Source organism: Ottowia sp. SB7-C50, assembly GCF_033110285.1.
In the GTDB taxonomy this organism is placed as follows: domain Bacteria; phylum Pseudomonadota; class Gammaproteobacteria; order Burkholderiales; family Burkholderiaceae_C; genus Ottowia.
On record NZ_CP136995.1, the window covers coordinates 3003847 to 3021468 of the forward strand.

At 70.0% G+C, this 17622-nt stretch carries 13 protein-coding genes; 8 read left to right on the forward strand and 5 right to left on the reverse strand.

Annotated elements, in window-relative coordinates:
- Window positions 1–469 precede the first annotated feature (469 nt).
- Together R0D99_RS14385 and R0D99_RS14390 are read left to right on the forward strand one after the other, a co-directional pair.
- A complete protein-coding gene (locus tag R0D99_RS14385; RefSeq protein ID WP_317748848.1) occupies window positions 470–3157 on the forward strand; it encodes a bifunctional acetate--CoA ligase family protein/GNAT family N-acetyltransferase in 2688 nt (895 codons plus the stop codon).
- 270 nt (window positions 3158–3427) lie between these two features.
- Entirely contained in the window at window positions 3428–4669 is a 1242-nt protein-coding gene (locus R0D99_RS14390; protein WP_317748849.1) for a lytic murein transglycosylase, read from the forward strand.
- Between the two features lie 107 nt (window positions 4670–4776).
- On the opposite strand, the gene R0D99_RS14395 is transcribed toward R0D99_RS14390, so the two are convergent.
- On the reverse strand, window positions 4777–5811 hold the full coding sequence (locus tag R0D99_RS14395) for a porin (protein WP_317751121.1): 1035 nt from the start codon (window positions 5809–5811) through the stop codon (window positions 4777–4779).
- Window positions 5812–6193: 382 nt separating this feature from the next.
- On the opposite strand from R0D99_RS14395, the gene gspF reads away from it, so the two are divergent.
- The 5 genes from gspF (at window position 6194) to R0D99_RS14420 (ending at window position 11831) form a co-directional block, all read left to right on the forward strand.
- Window positions 6194–7414, forward strand: coding sequence for a type II secretion system inner membrane protein GspF (gspF, locus tag R0D99_RS14400; RefSeq protein ID WP_317748850.1), 1221 nt, complete (start codon window positions 6194–6196; stop codon window positions 7412–7414).
- Complete coding sequence (locus R0D99_RS14405) at window positions 7414–8361, forward strand: 5'-nucleotidase (RefSeq protein ID WP_317748851.1); 948 nt, start codon at window positions 7414–7416, stop codon at window positions 8359–8361. The genes gspF and R0D99_RS14405 overlap by 1 nt, the downstream gene beginning before the upstream one ends.
- A 6-nt stretch (window positions 8362–8367) precedes the next feature.
- Entirely contained in the window at window positions 8368–8751 is a 384-nt protein-coding gene (locus tag R0D99_RS14410) for an EF-hand domain-containing protein (RefSeq protein ID WP_317748853.1), read from the forward strand.
- Between the two features lie 285 nt (window positions 8752–9036).
- A complete protein-coding gene (locus tag R0D99_RS14415) occupies window positions 9037–10425 on the forward strand; it encodes a DUF1800 domain-containing protein (RefSeq protein ID WP_317748854.1) in 1389 nt (462 codons plus the stop codon).
- 170 nt (window positions 10426–10595) lie between these two features.
- Window positions 10596–11831 (forward strand): DUF1501 domain-containing protein, encoded by a 1236-nt coding sequence (locus R0D99_RS14420; RefSeq protein WP_317748855.1) that lies wholly within the window; start codon window positions 10596–10598, stop codon window positions 11829–11831.
- A gap of 211 nt (window positions 11832–12042) precedes the next feature.
- Here R0D99_RS14420 and R0D99_RS14425 read toward each other — a convergent pair whose 3' ends face one another.
- Window positions 12043–12675: a hypothetical protein gene (locus R0D99_RS14425; RefSeq protein WP_317748856.1), complete on the reverse strand. Its 633-nt coding sequence runs from the start codon at window positions 12673–12675 to the stop codon at window positions 12043–12045.
- A 285-nt stretch (window positions 12676–12960) separates the two neighbouring features.
- On the opposite strand from R0D99_RS14425, the gene R0D99_RS14430 reads away from it, so the two are divergent.
- Complete coding sequence (locus tag R0D99_RS14430; RefSeq protein ID WP_317748857.1) at window positions 12961–14796, forward strand: ABC transporter ATP-binding protein/permease; 1836 nt, start codon at window positions 12961–12963, stop codon at window positions 14794–14796.
- Window positions 14797–14820: 24 nt separating this feature from the next.
- Here R0D99_RS14430 and queC read toward each other — a convergent pair whose 3' ends face one another.
- From queC to R0D99_RS14445, 3 genes are all read right to left on the reverse strand, one after another.
- Window positions 14821–15573: a 7-cyano-7-deazaguanine synthase QueC gene (gene queC, locus R0D99_RS14435; protein ID WP_317748858.1), complete on the reverse strand. Its 753-nt coding sequence runs from the start codon at window positions 15571–15573 to the stop codon at window positions 14821–14823.
- Between the two features lie 62 nt (window positions 15574–15635).
- The gene (locus tag R0D99_RS14440) at window positions 15636–16283 is read right to left on the reverse strand and encodes a nitroreductase (protein ID WP_317748859.1); all 648 of its coding nucleotides are present in this window, start codon (window positions 16281–16283) and stop codon (window positions 15636–15638) included.
- Window positions 16249–17574, reverse strand: a complete 1326-nt coding sequence (locus tag R0D99_RS14445) for an NnrS family protein (RefSeq protein ID WP_317748860.1) — start codon at window positions 17572–17574, stop codon at window positions 16249–16251. Before R0D99_RS14445 ends, R0D99_RS14440 begins: the two co-directional genes overlap by 35 nt.
- Between the last annotated feature and the right edge of the window lie 48 nt (window positions 17575–17622).

The window sequence follows — 17622 nt, forward strand, 5'->3', positions numbered from 1 at the left end:
TTGCTGCGCAGCCCCGAGCGTGCAAGTGCGGCCGGATATAAAGATGCGGTGCGCGAAAGGCTGAAGCGGCCGGATCGCGCTATTGCCGCGTCAATGCTTCTTTTTTTATAGCTACAGACGCTTGATGGGCAAGCGCGTCTCGCTCAAAAGTCCGTCATTCCCGCGAAAGCGGGAATCCATGCATCCAGCGCTGCGGGTCAGGGAACGCGTCCCTGGATACGCGCCTCGCGGGCATGACGATGAACAGGGCGGATTCAGGCTGCTGGTTTGCGGATCCATCCCCGTCGTCCAGCGACCGACCCCGGTGGAGGTCTATGGTAGAACCGTCCAACGCGCCCATGCGACGCCGCACAAGGCTGGCCCGCCCCTACCTAAGGCGCGCTTGTCGCCCACCTGTCATCGCCATTTCACACCGCACCGCCACGCTGGGCGCGTCTGCCGACCGCGGCGGTGACCGTCAACGTTTCCCATGAGCATCCGCAACCTCGATTCCCTGTTCGATCCCGCCTCCGTCGCCGTCATCGGCGCGTCCGAGCGGCCGTTTTCCGTCGGCGGCACGTTGTGGCGCAACATGCGCACCAGCGGCTTTGGCGGCCGCATCTTCCCGGTCAATCCCAAGTACCAGGCGCTGTCGGGCCAGCGCTGCTACGCCCGCGTGGACGATCTGCCTGAAGTGCCGGAGATGGCCGTGATCTGCACGCCCGCCGGCACCGTGGTCGACCTGATCGGGCAGTTGGCCCAGCGCGGCACCAAGGCCGCCGTGGTCATCAGCGCGGGGCTGACCGCCGAGCAGAAGCAGGCCATGCTGGACGCCGCCAAGCCGGCGCTGCTGCGCATCCTGGGGCCGAACTGCGTCGGCCTGCTCAGCCCCCACGCCAAGCTGAACGCCAGCTTTGCCCACATCCCCGCGCGGCCGGGCGCATTGGCGTTTGTCTCGCAATCGGGCGCGCTGGTCACCGCCATGCTGGACTGGGCCGAAGCGCGCAACGTCGGCTTTTCGCACTTTGTGTCGCTGGGCGAGCACGCCGACGTCGACTTTGGCGACATGCTCGATTACCTGGCCAGCGACCCGCACACGCGCGCCATCCTGCTGTACATCGAGTCGATCGACCAGGCGCGCAAGTTCATGTCGGCCGCGCGCGCGGCGGCGCGCAACAAGCCGGTGATCGTCATCAAGGCCGGGCGCAGCGCGCAGGGGCAAAAGGCCGCCGCCTCGCACACCGGCGCGCTGGCCGGCGCCGACAACGTGGTCGATGCCGCCATCGCCCGCGCCGGCATGCTGCGCGTGAACAGCCTGGAAGAGTTGTTCCTCGCGGCCGAGATCCTCACCCGCTTCAAAGCCCCCATTGGCGACCGCATGACGGTGCTGACCAACGGCGGCGGCGTGGGCGTGCTGGCGGCCGATGCCGCCGCCGCGCACGGCGTGCCACTGGCCGAGCTGGGCCAGCCCCTGCTGAACGAGCTGGACAAAGTGCTGCCGGCCAACTGGTCGCACGGCAACCCGGTCGACATCATTGGCGACGCGCCCGCGCAGCGCTATGTCGATGCGCTGACGGCGCTGGCCAGGCACCCCGAGGACACCGGCACGCTGCTGTTCATCCAGGCGCCGACGGCCATCGTGCCCTCGACCGACATTGCGCGCGCGCTGATCCCGGTCATCCGGCCTGAAGGCCACGCGCCGCTGCCACTGGTCAGCAGCTGGGTCGGCGGCCCGGCGGTGGCCGAGGCGCGCGCGCTGTTCACCGACGCCGGCATCGCCTGCTACGACCTGCCCGAGCAGGCCGTGGCCGCCATCGGCCTGCTGCAAGCCTATGGCCGCAACCAGGCCGAACTGGCCGAGGCCCCGCCCGCCGAGCTGTTGCACAACGGCAGCACGCCCGACGTGGCGCGCGTGCGCGAGATCGTGGCGCAGGTGCTGGCCAGCGGCCGTGACATGCTGACCGAGCCCGAGGCCAAGGCGGTGTGCGAGGCCTACCACATCCCCGTCGTGGCCACGCGCACCGTGCCGGCCAACGCCGTGGCGGCCGCCGACGAGGCGGCGCGCATCGGCTTTCCGGTGGTGCTGAAAATCCTGTCCGAAGACATCTCGCACAAATCCGACGTCGGCGGCGTGGCGCTGAACCTGAACGACGAGGGCGACGTGCGCGCCGCCGCGCAGGCCATGCTGGTGCGCGTGGGCAAGAGCCACCCCGATGCACGCGTCGAAGGCTTCACCGTGCAGAAGATGGTGAAGATGCCGCAATCGCAAGAGCTGATCATCGGCGCCAGCATCGACCCCACCTTCGGCCCCGTCATCCTGTTTGGCCAGGGCGGCACGGCGGTCGAGGTCATGAAAGACAGCGCCATGGCGCTGCCGCCGCTCAACGCCCCGCTGGCGCGCGCGCTGATCGAGCGCACCCGCGTGGCCAAGCTGCTGCACGGCTACCGCGACGTGCCGCCGGCCGACATCGACGCCGTCATCGCCACGCTGATGGCGGTGTCGCAACTGCTGGCCGACGTGCCCGAGGTGGCCGAACTCGACATCAACCCCCTCATCGTCAACCACCAGGGCGCCATCGCGCTGGACGCGCGCGTGCGGGTGAGCAGCAAGCAGCCCGCCGGCGCCGCGCACTTCGCCATCGCGCCCTACCCCGCTGAATTGAGCGAGACCATCGACTGGCGCGGCCAGCCGTTGACGATCCGCCCGATCCGCCCCGAGGACGAGGAGCGCCACCGCGCCTTCCTAGAGAGCCTGGACCCCGAAGACATCCGCATGCGCCTGTTCTACAGCCGCCGCACCATGGAGCGCAGCGAACTGGCGCGGCTGGTGCAGATCGACTACACGCGCGAGATGGCCTTCGTCGCCACCGTGCCCGACGGCGACGGCGGCGAAAAAACCGTGGGCGTGGCGCGCGCGCTGGCCGACCCGGACAACGTGGGCGCCGAATTCGGCATCATCGTGCGGCCCGAGATGAAAGGATCGGGCCTGGGCCGCCTGCTGATGGACAAACTCATTCGCCACCAGCGCGCCGCCGGCACCCGGCAACTCACAGCCACGGTGCTGACCGAAAACCACCGCATGCGCAAGCTAGGCCACGCGCTCGGCATGCGCGAGCAGCCCGTGCCGGGCGATACCAGCACGCTGGCACTGGTGCTGGACTTGCAGCCCGGCGCTTGAGGGCCAGGTTGTCCGGCAACGCGCCGTCTATGCCGGCGAAAGCCGGAATCCCTGCGGTGCTGCCCGGTTGCAGAGGCCTTTGCTCCGCAAGCGCTGTCTGGCCTTCGCCGAAATGACGCGAGCCGCAGGGCGGGGACCCGTGCCCGCCAGCACGCCGAAGGCCGCAGATCCAGCGCCGAACGCGGGCACAGGTGCCCGCCCTACGAATGGTTGCAAGTGTTTTAGCCCTCTCGCGCTTGTCCCGTCAGCGCAATGCGCTATCATTTTTGAATGAATCAAACCGACCGTATCCGTCGCGCTGCCCTGGCCGTGCTGGCCACCAGCGCGCTGAGCGCCGCCCCCGCGCTGCGCGCGCAGGACGCACCGCCCACCATCGACCCGGCGCAGTTCAGCGCCTGCCTGAACGAGCTGAAAGTCAGCCAGGCCTTCCGCGCCATCACGCCGGTCACCTTTGCCCAGCACACCGCCAACCTGGCGGCCGACCCGTCGGTGCTGGTGCTGCTCAATCGCCAGCCCGAATTCACCATGCCGGTGTGGGACTACATCGCCGTGCTGGTCGACGACGAGCGCGTGGCCGATGGCCGCGCTGCTTACGCCAAGTGGCAGGGCACGCTGCAGAAGATCGAGCAGCAGACCGGCGTGGCACCCCACGTCGTCGTCGGCGTCTGGGGCGTTGAAAGCAATTTCGGCCAGAACCTGGGCGGCCGACCGCTGGTGCAGTCGCTGGCCACGCTGTCGTGCTTTGGGCGGCGGCAGGCCTACTTTCGCGGCGAATTCGCGGCCGTGCTGCGCATCCTGCAGGAGGGCCACATCGCGCCCGACAAGCTGGTTGGCTCGTGGGCCGGCGCCTTCGGGCAGACGCAGTTCATGCCCAGCACCTTCTTCCGCAGCGCGGTCGATTTCGATGGCGATGGCCGGCGCGACATCGTCGATTCGGTGCCTGATGCGCTGGCATCGACGGCCAAGTTCCTGCAGAACGCCGGCTACCGGCGCGGCGAACCGTGGGGCTTTGAGGTGAAGCTGCCGCCGGGCCTGGACACGTCCGACGCCAGCCGCAAAAACAAGCGCCCCATCGACGCCTGGCGCAGTGCCGGCGTGACGCTGGCCGATGGCTCGCCGCTGCCCGGCAGCCTGCCCAGCGCGGGGCTGATGATTCCGGCGCGCGGCGGCCCTGCCTTCCTGGTCGGGCGCAACTTCGACACGCTGTACAGCTACAACGCCAGCGAAAACTATGGCCTCGCGATTGCGCAGCTGTCGAACCTGGTGGGCGCACCCGCCGGCACGCCGGTCGGCTTTGTGCAACCGTGGCCGACCGATGACGCCGGCCTGTCGCGCGCGCAGAACCGCGAATTGCAAACCCTGCTGCTGGCGCGTGGCCACGACATCGGCAGCGCCGACGGCATGATCGGCGCGAAGACGCGAGAAGCCATCAAGGCAGAGCAGCAGCGACTGGGCCACAAGCCCGACGGACGCGCCGGCCAGAAGCTGCTGGCGGCGCTGCGGCGCGGCTGAATCGCACGCCGCGGGACGGTGCGCCTGCGCTGGCGCGCCCGTCCGCTAACTACTATTTCAATAGCGTCCTGCGCAGTCTGGTAGCGCGCTGGCGGCCGATTTCACGCTCAGAAGCGGTGGCGCAGGCCCACACCCACGCTGGTGCCGCTGGTGCGGTTGGTGATGCGGTCATTCATGATGTTGGCGTAGACGTCGGTGCGCTTCGACAGGTTGTAGTCGTAGCCCACGGTCAGCGTCTGGCGCTTGGCGTCGAGCAGGCTGTTGCGCGTCTGCGCGTACGACGCCAGCAGCTTGCCGGGGCCGATCGGCATGGACGCGCCGACCTGCGCCGTCTTCAGCTTGGCCGAGCTCACGTCGTTCTTGGCCTGGCCGTAGGTCAGGAACAGCTTGACGGCCGTCAGGTCGTACGAGCCGCCCAGCATCCAGTTGGTGCGCTTGGAACCGTCGGCGAAGGTGGTGGTGATCGGGTTGGCATTTTCTGCGCGCTCATAGAACGCCGTCAGGCCGAGCGGGCCGCTGAAGTACAGCAGGTTGCCACCGTAGTTGCTGGACTTGCCGGTGCTGCTGTCGCCCTTCATCTGGTACTGCAGCGTGGCCTTCAGCCCGCCCAGGTCGGGCGTGGTGTAGGCGATCTGGCTTGACCAGCCGGTGTCCGACGGCGTGGTGCCCACCCAGTTGGTGCCGTTGAACAGCGGCACGTTGGCATGCAGCACCAGCGGCGAGAAGGTGAACGAATCGCCGAACGGGTTGAACAGGATGGTCGGCAGGAAGTTGGGCGCCATCCAGCGGCCCAGCGTCAGCGTGCCAAAGCCGCCCGACAGGCTGATGTTGGCGTCGCGCGACCAGAAGGTGTCGTTGGGGAAGCGGCCGTAGTCGCCGTTGCTCATGCGCAGGAACGAGGTCATGGCGAAGCCGGCCTTCAGGCCGTTGCCGAGGTCCTCGGAGCCGCGCACGCCAATCCACGACGTGGTCATGCCGCTGTTGCCCACCGTGGTCTTGCGCGCGGCATCGCCCGCGAATTTCATCGAGCCGACGTACATGTCGGCCAGGCCGGAAAACTGCACCGAGCTTTGCGCCTGCGCCACGGGCGCCGCCACGGAAATGCCCGCCAGCACGGCCGACACGATCAAGGACTTCTTCAACATGGTTTCCCCTCCAAAAAATGCGTGGAACGCCGCCGCGCCCCGCCATCGTTTACCGGGGCGCACTGCGCGCGCCCGATGGCACCCAATGTGAAATATGTCGCAAAACCAGACCGCAGACTTGCCCGAAAACCCACATTTTGAAAAAAGAGTCGTCTCGCCGACCCGGTGTTGCTAGGGCGCGACGCGCGTCTGCACCACCGTGGTGCGACAACGGGTCAGGGGAGCCGTCAGGACGTTCAGGGCGTTCGGCACCGCTGTGGCCGGCCGGCTCATCCCGTGCCGGATCGCCTGCGCCGCGCCTTGTGCCCGACGAGCCCGCGCCCAGCCTCCACCGGCTACCATTGCCCATCCGCCACCGCGCTGCTGCGCAAACCCCCCTGTGCCCGCCTACACCTTCGAAGCCCTGCAAGCCGACGGCAAGTCCCGCAAGGGCGTGATCGAGGCCGACACCGTGAAGGCCGCGCGCGCGTTGCTGCGCGGGCAGTCGCTGGTGCCACTGGCGGTGGAGCCGGTGGGGGCCGGCGCGGGCGGCTCGGTGCTGTCGCGGCCGCTGGGCGGCGGGCGGGCGCTCAACAGCACGCAACTGGCGATCTGGACGCGGCAGCTGGCGGGGCTGGTCGGTTCCGGCCTGCCGCTGGAGCGGTCCTTGACGGCCCTGGCCGAGGAATCGGAAGACGAGCGCCAGCGCAACCTGATCGCCGGGCTGCGCGCCGAAGTCAACGCCGGCTCGCCGCTGGCCAAGGCGATGGCGCAGCACCCGCGCGAGTTCTCGCCGGTCTATACCGCCGTCATCGCCGCTGGCGAACAGGGCGGGCACCTCGGGCAGGTGCTGGACAGCCTGGCCGACGACCTGGAAGAGCGCCAGGCGCTGAAGGCCAAGCTGGTCGGCGCGGCGCTGTACCCGGCCATCGTCACGCTGGCGGCCATCGTGATCGTGATTGCGCTGATGACCTACGTGGTGCCGCAGGTGGCCAACGTGTTTGCCAGCAGCAAGCGCAGCCTGCCGTGGCTGACGGTGGCCGTGATGGCGTTCAGCGATGGCCTGCGGGCCTGGGGCCTGTGGCTGCTGGGCGCGCTGCTGGCGGGGGGCGTGGCGCTGCGCCTGGCCTTGCGCCAGCCCGACTTTCGCCAGCGCTTTGACGCCGCCTGGCTGCGCCTGCCGCTGGTGGGCCGGCTGGCGCGCGGCTATAACGCGGCGCGCTTTGGCGCCACGCTGGCCATGCTGGCGGGCGCCGGCGTGCCGATCCTGCGCGCGCTGCAGGCCGCGGCCGAAACGCTGAACAACGCCGCCATGCGCGCCGACGCCGAGGACGCGCTCGTCATGGTGCGCGAAGGCGCGCCGCTGGCCAGCGCGCTGGCGCAGAAGAAGCGCTTTCCGGGCCTGCTGGCCATGTTTGCGCGCCTGGGCGAACAGACCGGCCAGCTGCCGCTGATGCTGTCGCGCGCCTCGCGCCAGCTCAGCACCGAGGTGCAGCGCCGCGCCACGCGCCTGGCCACCATCCTGGAGCCGGCGCTGATCCTGGCCATGGGCGTAATCGTGATGCTGATCGTGCTGGCGGTGATGCTGCCGATCATGCAGCTCAACCAGTGGGTCAAGTGATGGCCGCCACGCTGCAAGACCAGCTCGTCGTCGCGATCTCCTCGCGCGCGCTGTTCGACTTTGAGGAAGAAAACCGCCTGTTCGACGCCGGCAATGCGCAGGCCTACATGCGGCTGCAGTTTGAGCGCCTGGACACGCCCGCGCCACCGGGCGTGGCGTTTTCGCTGGTCAAGAAGCTGCTGGCCTTCAACGCCGCGGGCGCCAAGCGCGTCGAGGTCGTCATCCTCTCGCGCAACGACCCGGCCAGCGGCCTGCGCGTGCTGCGTTCGGCCAAGGCGCAGGGGCTGCACCAGATCGAGCGCGGCGTGTTCACGCAGGGGCGCGATCCTTTCCACTACCTGCGGCCGCTGGGCGCACACTTGTTTCTGTCGGCCAACGGCGCCGACGTGGCGCAGGCGCTCGCGCTGGGCTACCCGGCCGCGCAGGTGGCCACGGCGGCGCAGCGCGCCAGCGACGCGCACCCGCACGAAGTGCGCATCGCCTTCGACGGCGACGCCGTGCTGTTCTCGGACGAAGCCGAGCGCATCTACCAGAGCGACGGCCTGCACGCGTTTGAATCGCACGAGATCGCCAAGGCTGCGCAGCCACTCGACCCGGGCCCGTTCCACCCCTTCCTGACCGCGCTGCACCGCCTGCAGCAGTCGGGCGACCACGCCATGCGCATCCGCACCGCGCTGGTCACCGCCCGCGGCGCCGCCACCGCCGACCGCCCCATCCAGACGCTGCGGCACTGGGGCATTTCGGTCGACGAGGCGATGTTTCTGGGCGGCCTGCCCAAGGGCGAATTTCTGCGTGAATTCCAGCCCGACTTCTTCTTCGACGACCAGACCGGCCACATCGAGTCGGCCGCCGCGCACGTGCCGGCCGGGCATGTGGCAGCAGGTGTAACCCATGTCACCAGTGGTAGCGCATCGGGCCGGGAACTTGGCGGCGCTTCGGGGGCCTAAGACACCATGCGTTCTCTTTCATCCCCTGCCCGAATTGCCCGCTGGCTGGCGCCGCCGGTGGCTGCCGCCCTGCTGGCCGCGCCCGCGTTCGCCCAGCGCGTCACCGCGTCGCCCGACGCCGGCAAGGGCGAGCAGGAGGCCGTGCGCTGGTTTAACCAGCTTGACCGCAACGGCGACGGCAAGCTGGAGCGCGAAGAGGTTGAATGGGTGTTCAAGCTCAGCCCCAAGGTCGAACGCGAATTCAACGCTGCCGATGTCAACCGCGACAACGTGGTGACGGCCACCGAAATCCGCTCATTGGCCGCCAAGCGCCGGGCCGAGCGCGAAGCACGCCGCGCCGCCGATAAGTCCGCGCAAGCGGGCCCGGGCACCGACGCCACCCGCCACTGAGGCAGCGCGTGAAGCGCAGGTAAATCCGCCGCAGCGCGTCAGCGGCGGATGGAACGCGCGCGTTGACCGGATGGACATGTTTCCGAGCCACCGGGTCACGCCATGCCGGCTTTCGCTCCTTCCCGCCGCTTCCTGCACCCGCCCGGTGCGCGCAGTGCACGCCTGGTCGCCAGTGCGGCGTTGGCGGCCACCCTGTGCGGCGGCGCACTGGCTCAACCGGCCCCGGCGGCCGCTGCGGCGCCCCTGCCCGCAGCCGCGACTGCCGACAATGACACTTGGCGTGCCTTGTCGCGCCTTGGCTACGGGCCCACGCCCTCGCGCGTGGCCGAGGTGCGCCAGGCCGGCGGCGCACGCGCCTGGGCGCTGGCGCAGGTCGACGCCGCTGCGGCGGCCAGCGCACAGCCGCCGCGCCCGGCGCCCGAGTTGGCGGCATTCGATCAGCCCCTGCCCGAGATCTTTGCCCGCTTTCGCGCTGAGCGCGAGGCCCGGCGCGAGCGCCGCGACGCCGGCAACCCGCCCGCCGGCACGGCGCCCATGCCCCCAGCGGCCGCCAGCGCTGATCCGGACCCGCGTTTAAGCTATAGTAAAGATAGCATTCAGGCCGCCGCCGCGTGGCGACTGTCGGCCTGCAGCCGGCCCGATCTGGAACAGCCGCTGCTCGCTCGCCTGACCGAGTTCTGGTTCAACCACCTCAACGTCAGCGCCGACAAGGGCTCGGTGCGCCCCTTTGCCGGCCACTACCTGCTGCACGCCATCCGCCCGCATGTGCTGGGCCGTTTCGAAGACATGCTGCGGGCCAGCGCACGCCACCCCGCCATGCTGTACTACCTGGATCAGGCGCAGAGCGTGGCCGAAAGCACGCCGCGCGGTGGCCAGGCTCGCGGGCTGAACGAAAACTACGCACGCGAGTTGATGGAGCTGCACACGCTGGGCGTGCAGGGCGGCTACACGCAGAGCGACGTGCGCGAACTGGCGCGCGTGCTCACCGGCTGGACGGTGGCGCCCGATCAGCCCGGCGGCTTCCGCTTTGCGCCGCGCCTGCACGACGCGGGCAGCAAGACCGTGCTGGGCCAGCCCTTCGGCCCCACCGACCCGCGCGACGCCCGCGCCGGCCAATATGAAGGCCTGGCCGCGCTGCACCTGCTGGCCACCCACCCGGCCACGGCGCGGCGCGTGGCGTTGCGGCTGGCCCAATGGTTCGTGGCCGACGCACCGCCGCCCGCGCTGGTCAACCACCTGGCCAGCACCTTTCAGGCCACGCAGGGCGATCTGCGCGCCGTCACACGCGCGCTGCTGCAGTCGCCCGAGTTCTGGGCACCTGCGCACGCGCTGTTCAAGACGCCGATGGACTTTGCCTGCTCGGCGCTGGCCGCCCTGGGCGGGCCGCCGGACGAGCCCGCCCTGCGCCAGGCCACGGGCTTTCTGGCCGCCGCCGGCCAGCCGCTGCTGCGCTGGCCCACGCCCGACGGCTACAAGACCGACGCCGCCACCTGGATGGCGCCCGATGCACTGACGCGCCGCGCCGACCTGGCCCTGACGCTGGGCCGCCGCGCGCCAGCGGCGGACTTCCTGCTGCCCTTCTATCGCCCCGCCACGCGCGCGCGCATCGCTGCCGCGGCGCCTGGCTTGCAGCCGGGGCTGGTGCTGGCCAGTCCGGATTTCATGGGCAAGTGAGGGCTTGCGCGCGCTGCCCGGCTCCCATGCCTCACGTCCTGAAACCCCTCACCGGCCACCGCGCGACCTCCGCGGCGGCACGGCACGCTTCATGCAACCCATCGGCCGCCAGCGTAAGCGGATGAATGATGAACAGCTCCTCAAAACATAGCAAACCCAATCGTCGCGCGATGCTCGCGGCAGGCGCCTGCCTGGCGCTGGGCGCGGGCCCGCGGGCCTGGGCCCAGGCCGCGCCCACGGCGACGGACGGCCGCCTGGTGGTCGTCTTTCTGCGTGGCGCGCTGGACAGCCTGTCGGCCTTCGTGCCCTACGCCGACCCGCATTACGCGCGCCTGCGCCCGAGCATCGCCATCGCGCCGCCCGACGGCACGGCCGCCACCGCACTGCGGCTGGACGATCGTTTCGCCCTGCACCCCGCGCTGGCCGCCCTGCAACCGTGGTGGCAGGCCGGGCAACTGGCGTTTGTGCCCGCGGCGGGTTCGCCGGATGGCACGCGCTCGCATTTCGACGCGCAATACCAGTGGGAAACCGCGCGCCCCGGCCAGCGCGCCGATGCGCCCGGCTGGCTGAACCGGCTGGCCGCGCAGGTGGGCGGGCAGCCGGTCGATGCCCGGCCGCGCGTGGTCGGCGTGGGCGAAGCCAGTCCGCGCCTGCTGGCGGGCGCGCAACCGGTGCAGCTGGTGGCGCACGGCCAGGCGGCGCGGCGCGCCGGGTCGCTGGAGCCGGCGCGCCAGCGCGAGGCGCTGATGGCGCTCTACGGCGGCGACGACGCGCTGTCTGCCGCCTTCCGGCAAGGCGCGGTGGCGCGGCTGGCATCGGCCCGCGATTTGGCCAGCGACATGCCGCCCGACGTTGCCCGCGAAATGCAGTCCGCCAGCAACGGTGCCGCGCCGGTCAGCCTGCTGGAACAGGACGCGCGCAACCTGGCCACGCTGATGCGCAAGGACCGGCGCCTGCGCCTGGGCTTTCTGTCGGCCGGCGGCTGGGACACGCACGTCAACCAGGGCGCCGCCACCGGCGCCCTGGCGGGCAGCCTGCAGCGACTGGCTGGCGCGCTGCTGGCATTGCGGCATGACTTTGGCGAACCGGGCGACGTGATCGTGGTGGCCAGCGAATTCGGCCGCACCGCCGCCGAGAACGGCACGCGCGGCACCGACCACGGCCACGGCAACGCCATATGGCTCATCGGCGATCGCGTGGCCGGCGGCCGCTGGCATGGCCGCTGGACGGGCCTGGCGCCCGCCGACCTGAACGAACAGCGCGACCTGCCCGCGCACCACGACTTTCGCGCCGTGCTGGCGCAGGTGCTGCGTCCCACGTTCCAACTGACCGACAGCGCGCTGCAGGACGTGCTGCCGGGCGCGGCGTGGGACCGCCGGCTGGATGGACTGATGCGGCGCGCTTGAGCAATAGCTCTTTTTTTTATAGCAATAAGCGCTTTTGCCACCTGCGCAACTGCCCATTTTTTCTGGATTGAATCGTATCGAGCCTGCCCCGATCCAGATCCAACCGTCGCCGGCACAGCATGCAAAAGCGAGTCTGCTTTTCGCGTCCTTCGCAGAACCTTTGCGTCCTTCGCGTCCGGTATCCGGTGTGGGCACCGAACGTGGCGCGCCTTCAGTCCAGCAAACGCGCCGTCAGCAGCCGCAGGCCGACCGAAACCCAGCGCTGGCGAGCATCACCGCCCCAGCGGTCGCCCACGGTGGCGTCCACCTGTACGCGGTCGCGCACCAGCCAGTGGCGCACGCCGACCTGCCAGTACGGGCGGCCGCTGTTCTGGCCAAAGGTTTCGGCCACCAGCCAGGTGGCCGCGCCCAGTTGCGTTTCAGTTCCCACGCCCCAGGTCATGCGGTAGCGCTGCGCGGCCTTGTCGTGCAGGGTGCCCAGGTTGGTGTGCAGCACGAAACGGTCGTCCCGCCACGAAAAGCTGACGGGCACGTAGGCGTACACATCGCCGATCAGGTTGGCGTTGGCATGAATGATGGAGTTGCGCACGCTGCCCACCACCAGGCCGGCGCCCCAGCCGTTGGTCTCCAGCGGCTTGAACAGCGTCTTGGCCTGCAGCACGGTGTCGGTGGCACGGCCTTCGGCATCGTCGCGCGTGCGGCCGCCGCCCAAGGTGATTTCCAGGTTGCCGCTGAGGTTGCAGCCCGGCAAGGCCCACAGCTCTCGCCCGCCCCGGTTGAAGCGCATCCAGGTTTCCACCTGGCAGGCACCGGCATCGACCAGCCGCGCGTCGTCGGTGATCATGGGACGCGCCGCCTGGGCCTGCCCCGCGGTCAGCAAGACCAGGGCGGCCGCCAAGCGCGGGAGGGCAGAAAGCAGCGGGCTTGAACGAAAACGGCGTGGCATGGTGAACCTTCGAGGTCGGCGCGCGGCACGCGCCGGCCGGCCCATTATTGGCCAGCGGGGGGATGACGCGGCAGTGACGGCGGCCCGCCCCGCGCCTGCCGCGGCGCAGCTTCAAGCGCCGCCTCAAGGCGCGGGCGACACGGCCAGTAGCATGGCGGCTCTCATCCCTTGCCGGAGCACCGCATGGCCTTGGCCGACCGATTCACCCGCTTCTGCCTCTTCCTGCGCCAGGTTTGGCACCTGTCGGCGCCCTACTTCCGCGACTCGGCCGAGAAGTGGCGCGCGCGCGGGCTGCTGGCGGCCATCGTGTTGCTGAACCTGGGCGCGGTGTACATGCTGGTGCAGATCAACGAGTGGAACCGCGTGTTCTACGACGCGCTGCAGAACAAGGACGCGGCGGTGTTCTGGACGCAGCTGGGGCGTTTCACGTACCTGGCGATGATCTTCATCGTCATCGCCGTCTACCGCTTTTACCTGACGCAACTGCTGCAGTTGCGCTGGCGCGCCTGGATGACGCGCGACCTGATGCACCGCTGGCTGGCGGGGGACGCGTTTTATCGCATGGAACTGGGCCGCTACATCGCGCCGGCGCAGGACGCGCGGCAGACCTCCGGCCTGCCCGAGCCCGGCCAGCGCGTACCCGACAACCCCGACCAGCGACTGCAGGAAGACGTGCACCTGTTCACCACGCAGACCGTCGGGCTGTCGATGGGCTTCCTGAACGCCGTGGTCACGTTGGCCAGCTTTGTCGGCATTCTGTGGGGGCTGTCGGGCAGCTTCACGTTCACCCTGGGCGGCACCGAATACACCATCGTCGGCTTCATGGTGTGGATGGCGGTGCTGTACTGCGCGGTGGGCAGCGTGCTGACGCACTACATCGGCCGGCCGCTGATCGGCCTCAACTTCGAGCAGCAGCGGCGCGAGGCCAACTTTCGCCACCACCTGGTCCGCGTGCGCGAATACAGCGAAGCCATCGCGCTCGACAAGGGCGCGCGCGTCGAAGAACAGAACCTGGCCACGCGCTTTTCCGCCGTGCTGGCCAATTACCTGAAGCTGATCGCCAAGCAGAAGCAGCTGGTCGGCTTCACCAACCTGTTCGGGCAGGCGGCGATGGTGTTTCCATTCATCGTCGCCGCCCCGCGCTTTTTCAGTGGCGCCATCCAGCTGGGACAGCTGATGCAGATCGCCAGCGCCTTCGACCGCGTGCAAAACGCGCTGTCGTGGTTCGTCGACAACTACGACAGCCTGGCGGCCTGGCGCGCCACCACCGAGCGCCTGACCAGCTTCGAGGGCGCGCTTTCGCAGTCCAATGCGGCTGCAGCGCAGATGGGTCAAGCGCAGACAGCTATTCAAAATATAGCATCTGGCGAGGCGGCAGTGGCCGCCCACGGCCTGACGCTGCAACTGCCCGACGGCGCCACGCTGGTGCGCGGGGCCGATGTGAGCGCCGCGCCGGGCCAGCACACGCTGATCCAGGGGCCTTCGGGCAGCGGCAAATCGACGCTGCTGCGCGCGCTGGCCGGCATCTGGCCGTGGGCCAGCGGCCAGATCGCGCTGCCGGCGGGCGCCATGGTGATTCCGCAGCGGCCCTATTTCCCCGACGGCGCGCTGCGCGACGCACTGACCTACCCCGAGCCGACCGGCCGCTACACCGACGCACAACTGAAGGCGGCGCTGCAAGAAGCGCTGCTGCCCGGCCTGGCCGAGCGGCTGGACGACCGCGACAACTGGACGCAGAAGCTGAGCGGCGGCGAACAGCAGCGCCTGGCCATCGCGCGCGTGCTGCTGCGGCAACCGGCCTGGATACTGGCCGACGAGGCCACCAGCGCGCTCGACATCGCGGCCGAGCAGACGCTGTACGAAAAGCTGCGCGCGCTGACGGAGCGCGGCGGTGGCGCACTCATTTCGATAGCACACCGGCCCAGCGTGGCAGCCTTTCATGGCCGGCGCTGGCAGTTCGAACCAGCCGCTAGCGACGCTGGCGCGCGCTTCCGGCTGGTGACGGCTGCGGCGGCCTGAGCTTGGCGGGTGGTTTGCCCCGCGTCAGCCCGCCGCGCCGCGCCAGCGCGCCCAGCCCTGCGCGCGCAGTTCGCACGCCGGGCAGGCGCCGCAGCCATAGCCCCAGTCGTGGCGCACCGCGCGCTCGCCCAGGTAGCAGGTGTGCGTGTGTTCGACGATCAGCTGCACCAGCGCATCACCGCCACCGTGCGCATCGGCCTGCTGCCCCAGCCCGTGTGCCAGCCGCCAGGTGTCGGCCTTGTCGATCCACATCAGCGGCGTGTCGATCAGGAAGCGCTGGTCCATGCCGAGCGACAGGGCCAGTTGCATGGCCTTCATGGTGTCGTCGCGGCAGTCGGGGTAACCGGAATAGTCGGTCTCGCACACGCCGGTGACGATGACGTCCAGCCCGCGCCGGTAGGCCAGCGCGCCGGCGAAGGTGAGGAACACCAGGTTGCGCCCCGGCACGAAGCTGTTGGGCAGGCCGCTGCGCTCCATGGCGAAGGCGACATCGCGCGTCAGCGAGGTGTCGCTGATCTGCCCCAGCACCGCCAGGTCGATCAGGTGGTCGTCGCCCAGCCGAGCGGCCCAGCCGGCAAAACGTGCGCGCAGTGCGCCCAGCACGGCCAGGCGCTGGTCCAGCTCGACGCGGTGGCGCTGGCCGTAGTCGAAGCCCATCGTTTCGACATGGGCGTAGCGCGTCAGCGCCTGGGCAAGGCAGGTGGTCGAATCCTGTCCGCCAGAAAACAGCACCAGGGCGCGGCGCTGGTGCATCGAGGGGCTGTGTGTTGTGGGCATGAAAAGTGGCCTCAGCGCTTTATCCGACAGCGCAGGTAGCTATATAAAAAATAGCAAATGAATCAGGTAGCCAGCGTACTGACGTACTGCGCTGCCACGGGCCGCAGGCGCACCGGCTTGGCCTTGATGACGGTGCCGATGTTGACAAAGCACAGCGCCTGTTCGTCGTCGGCCAGGCCGAACAACGCGCGCAGCGGCGCCGACGACAGTGCCTTGCCGCTGGTGAGCGCGCCGCCAAAGCCCTGCGCGTGCGCCATCAGCAGCATGTTCTGCACCGCGCAGCCGGCCGAGACGATGCGCTCCTGTGGCTCGATCTCGGCGTCGTCGTCGCGCAGTCGCACCACGGCCAGCAGCAGCAGCGGCGAGCGGTAGGCCTTTTCGCGCGCCTGCGCGATCTGCTGCGGCGTGGCGGTGGCGTCGCGCTCGACCAGCGCGGTGGCAAACACGTCGGCCAGCCGATCGCGCGCGCCGGCCGGCACCACGATGAAGCGCCAGGGCAGCAGTTCGTGGTGGTCGGGGGCGCTGGCGGCGGCGCCCAGGATGGCCTGCGCCTGCGCGGCGTCGGGGCCGGGATCGCCCAGCCGCTTGGGCAGGATGGTCTGGCGCGTGTGGATCAGCGCGTGGGCCAGTTCCACCACTTCGGGCGGACGCGGTTGGCCCAGCGCGGGCGAAAGGTCAGCCGGCTTTGCCGTCGATGCGGGGTCTTCCATACCAGTTAGCGTAACGCAAGGCCCAGGCGGTGACGACCGCCGTCCACAGCAGCGCGGCCAGCGCCGTCCAGGCCAGCGGCATGCCCTGCACCGCCGCCACCAGCCGCACGCCGACGGCCACCTGCAGCGCCCAGAACAGCGCCCACACCACGTTGTCGGCCACCAGCGCGCGCCCGCTGTGCCCGCACGACACGCGCGTGACCATGGCGATCATGATCGAGCCGAGGAAACCCATGCCCAGCGCGTGCAGCGCGCCCAGGCCCAGCACCGGCCGCCCGGTCAGCAGCCACAGCCCTTGCGATGCCGCGCTGTACACCAGCGCCACGCCCAGCCATGCAAAGCCCACGTGCAGCATGGCCAGCAGGCGGATCTTCAGGCTCTGCACCACGCCCCACACCACGGCCAGCCACAGCAGCACGCCGCCGGCCGCCAGTTCGACCGCGATCACCAGCACCGTCCACAGCGGCCAGGCGCTGTCGGACGGCGCGGCGTGGTCGACCCACAGCGCCAGCACCTCGAACGCGGCCACGCCCAGCATCAGCCACAGCACCCAGAACGGCCGCCACAGCTCGATCATCGGCAGCACGTTGGCCGTGAAGAACGGGATCATGCGGTGCGCCACGCTGACGTACGTCACGACGATAAAGCCCCACAGCGCCGTGCGCACCATCAGCAGCGCCAGCGTGTCGTGGCCCGCCAGCACCGCCAGCGCGGTGCCCGCCAGGCACGCCACGCCGACCAGACCGCCGATGCCCACCGCGCGGGCGTGTACGCGGTCTTGCACGGCGCTGGCGCCGATCAGTTGCCAGAACAGCGCCACCATCCAGCCCAGCCCGGCGCAGGCCAGCACCAGGCCGGCCAGTGCCAGCCCTGCGCCCAGATGCACGCCCGCCAGCCACACCAGCCACCCGCCCGCCTGCAGCAACAGCGGCCCCAGCAGGCGCGCGGCGGGCAGCGGCTCCACCCGCAGCCAGTTGGGCCCGGCGGTGAACAGAAAGCCCGAAAAGAACAGCGGCATGAAGCCGAACACCATCACCGCCGCGTGCGCCAGCGTGGGCGACAGCACATAGCCCAGGCCCAGCCAGCCACCCACCCGGTCGGCCTGCACCAGCAGCCACCACACGCTGGCCGCGACCAGCACCACCATCGCCAGCAAAAAGCCCAGCCGGTGCGGCGCCGCCAGCAGCGTGCGCAGCTGCCATGGGCCGGTGACCGGCGCGGGCCGCGGGGCGCGGGCCGGCGCGGCTGGCGGCTGCGGCTGGATGGGAACGGAAGGCTTGACGTCGGGCACTGCAAACTCCTGGACGCCCCCATTTCAATCGAACGGCGCCGACCTTGC

Coding starts and splice junctions, on each gene's coding strand:
- R0D99_RS14385 (WP_317748848.1), top strand. CDS start 470: ATGAGCATCCGCAACCTCGATTCCCTGTTCGATCCCGCCTCCGTCGCC.
- R0D99_RS14390 (WP_317748849.1), top strand. CDS start 3,428: ATGAATCAAACCGACCGTATCCGTCGCGCTGCCCTGGCCGTGCTGGCC.
- R0D99_RS14405 (WP_317748851.1), top strand. CDS start 7,414: ATGGCCGCCACGCTGCAAGACCAGCTCGTCGTCGCGATCTCCTCGCGC.
- R0D99_RS14410 (WP_317748853.1), top strand. CDS start 8,368: ATGCGTTCTCTTTCATCCCCTGCCCGAATTGCCCGCTGGCTGGCGCCG.
- R0D99_RS14420 (WP_317748855.1), top strand. CDS start 10,596: ATGCTCGCGGCAGGCGCCTGCCTGGCGCTGGGCGCGGGCCCGCGGGCC.
- R0D99_RS14425 (WP_317748856.1), bottom strand. CDS start 12,675: ATGATCACCGACGACGCGCGGCTGGTCGATGCCGGTGCCTGCCAGGTG.
- R0D99_RS14430 (WP_317748857.1), top strand. CDS start 12,961: ATGGCCTTGGCCGACCGATTCACCCGCTTCTGCCTCTTCCTGCGCCAG.
- queC (WP_317748858.1), bottom strand. CDS start 15,573: ATGCCCACAACACACAGCCCCTCGATGCACCAGCGCCGCGCCCTGGTG.
- R0D99_RS14440 (WP_317748859.1), bottom strand. CDS start 16,283: ATGGAAGACCCCGCATCGACGGCAAAGCCGGCTGACCTTTCGCCCGCG.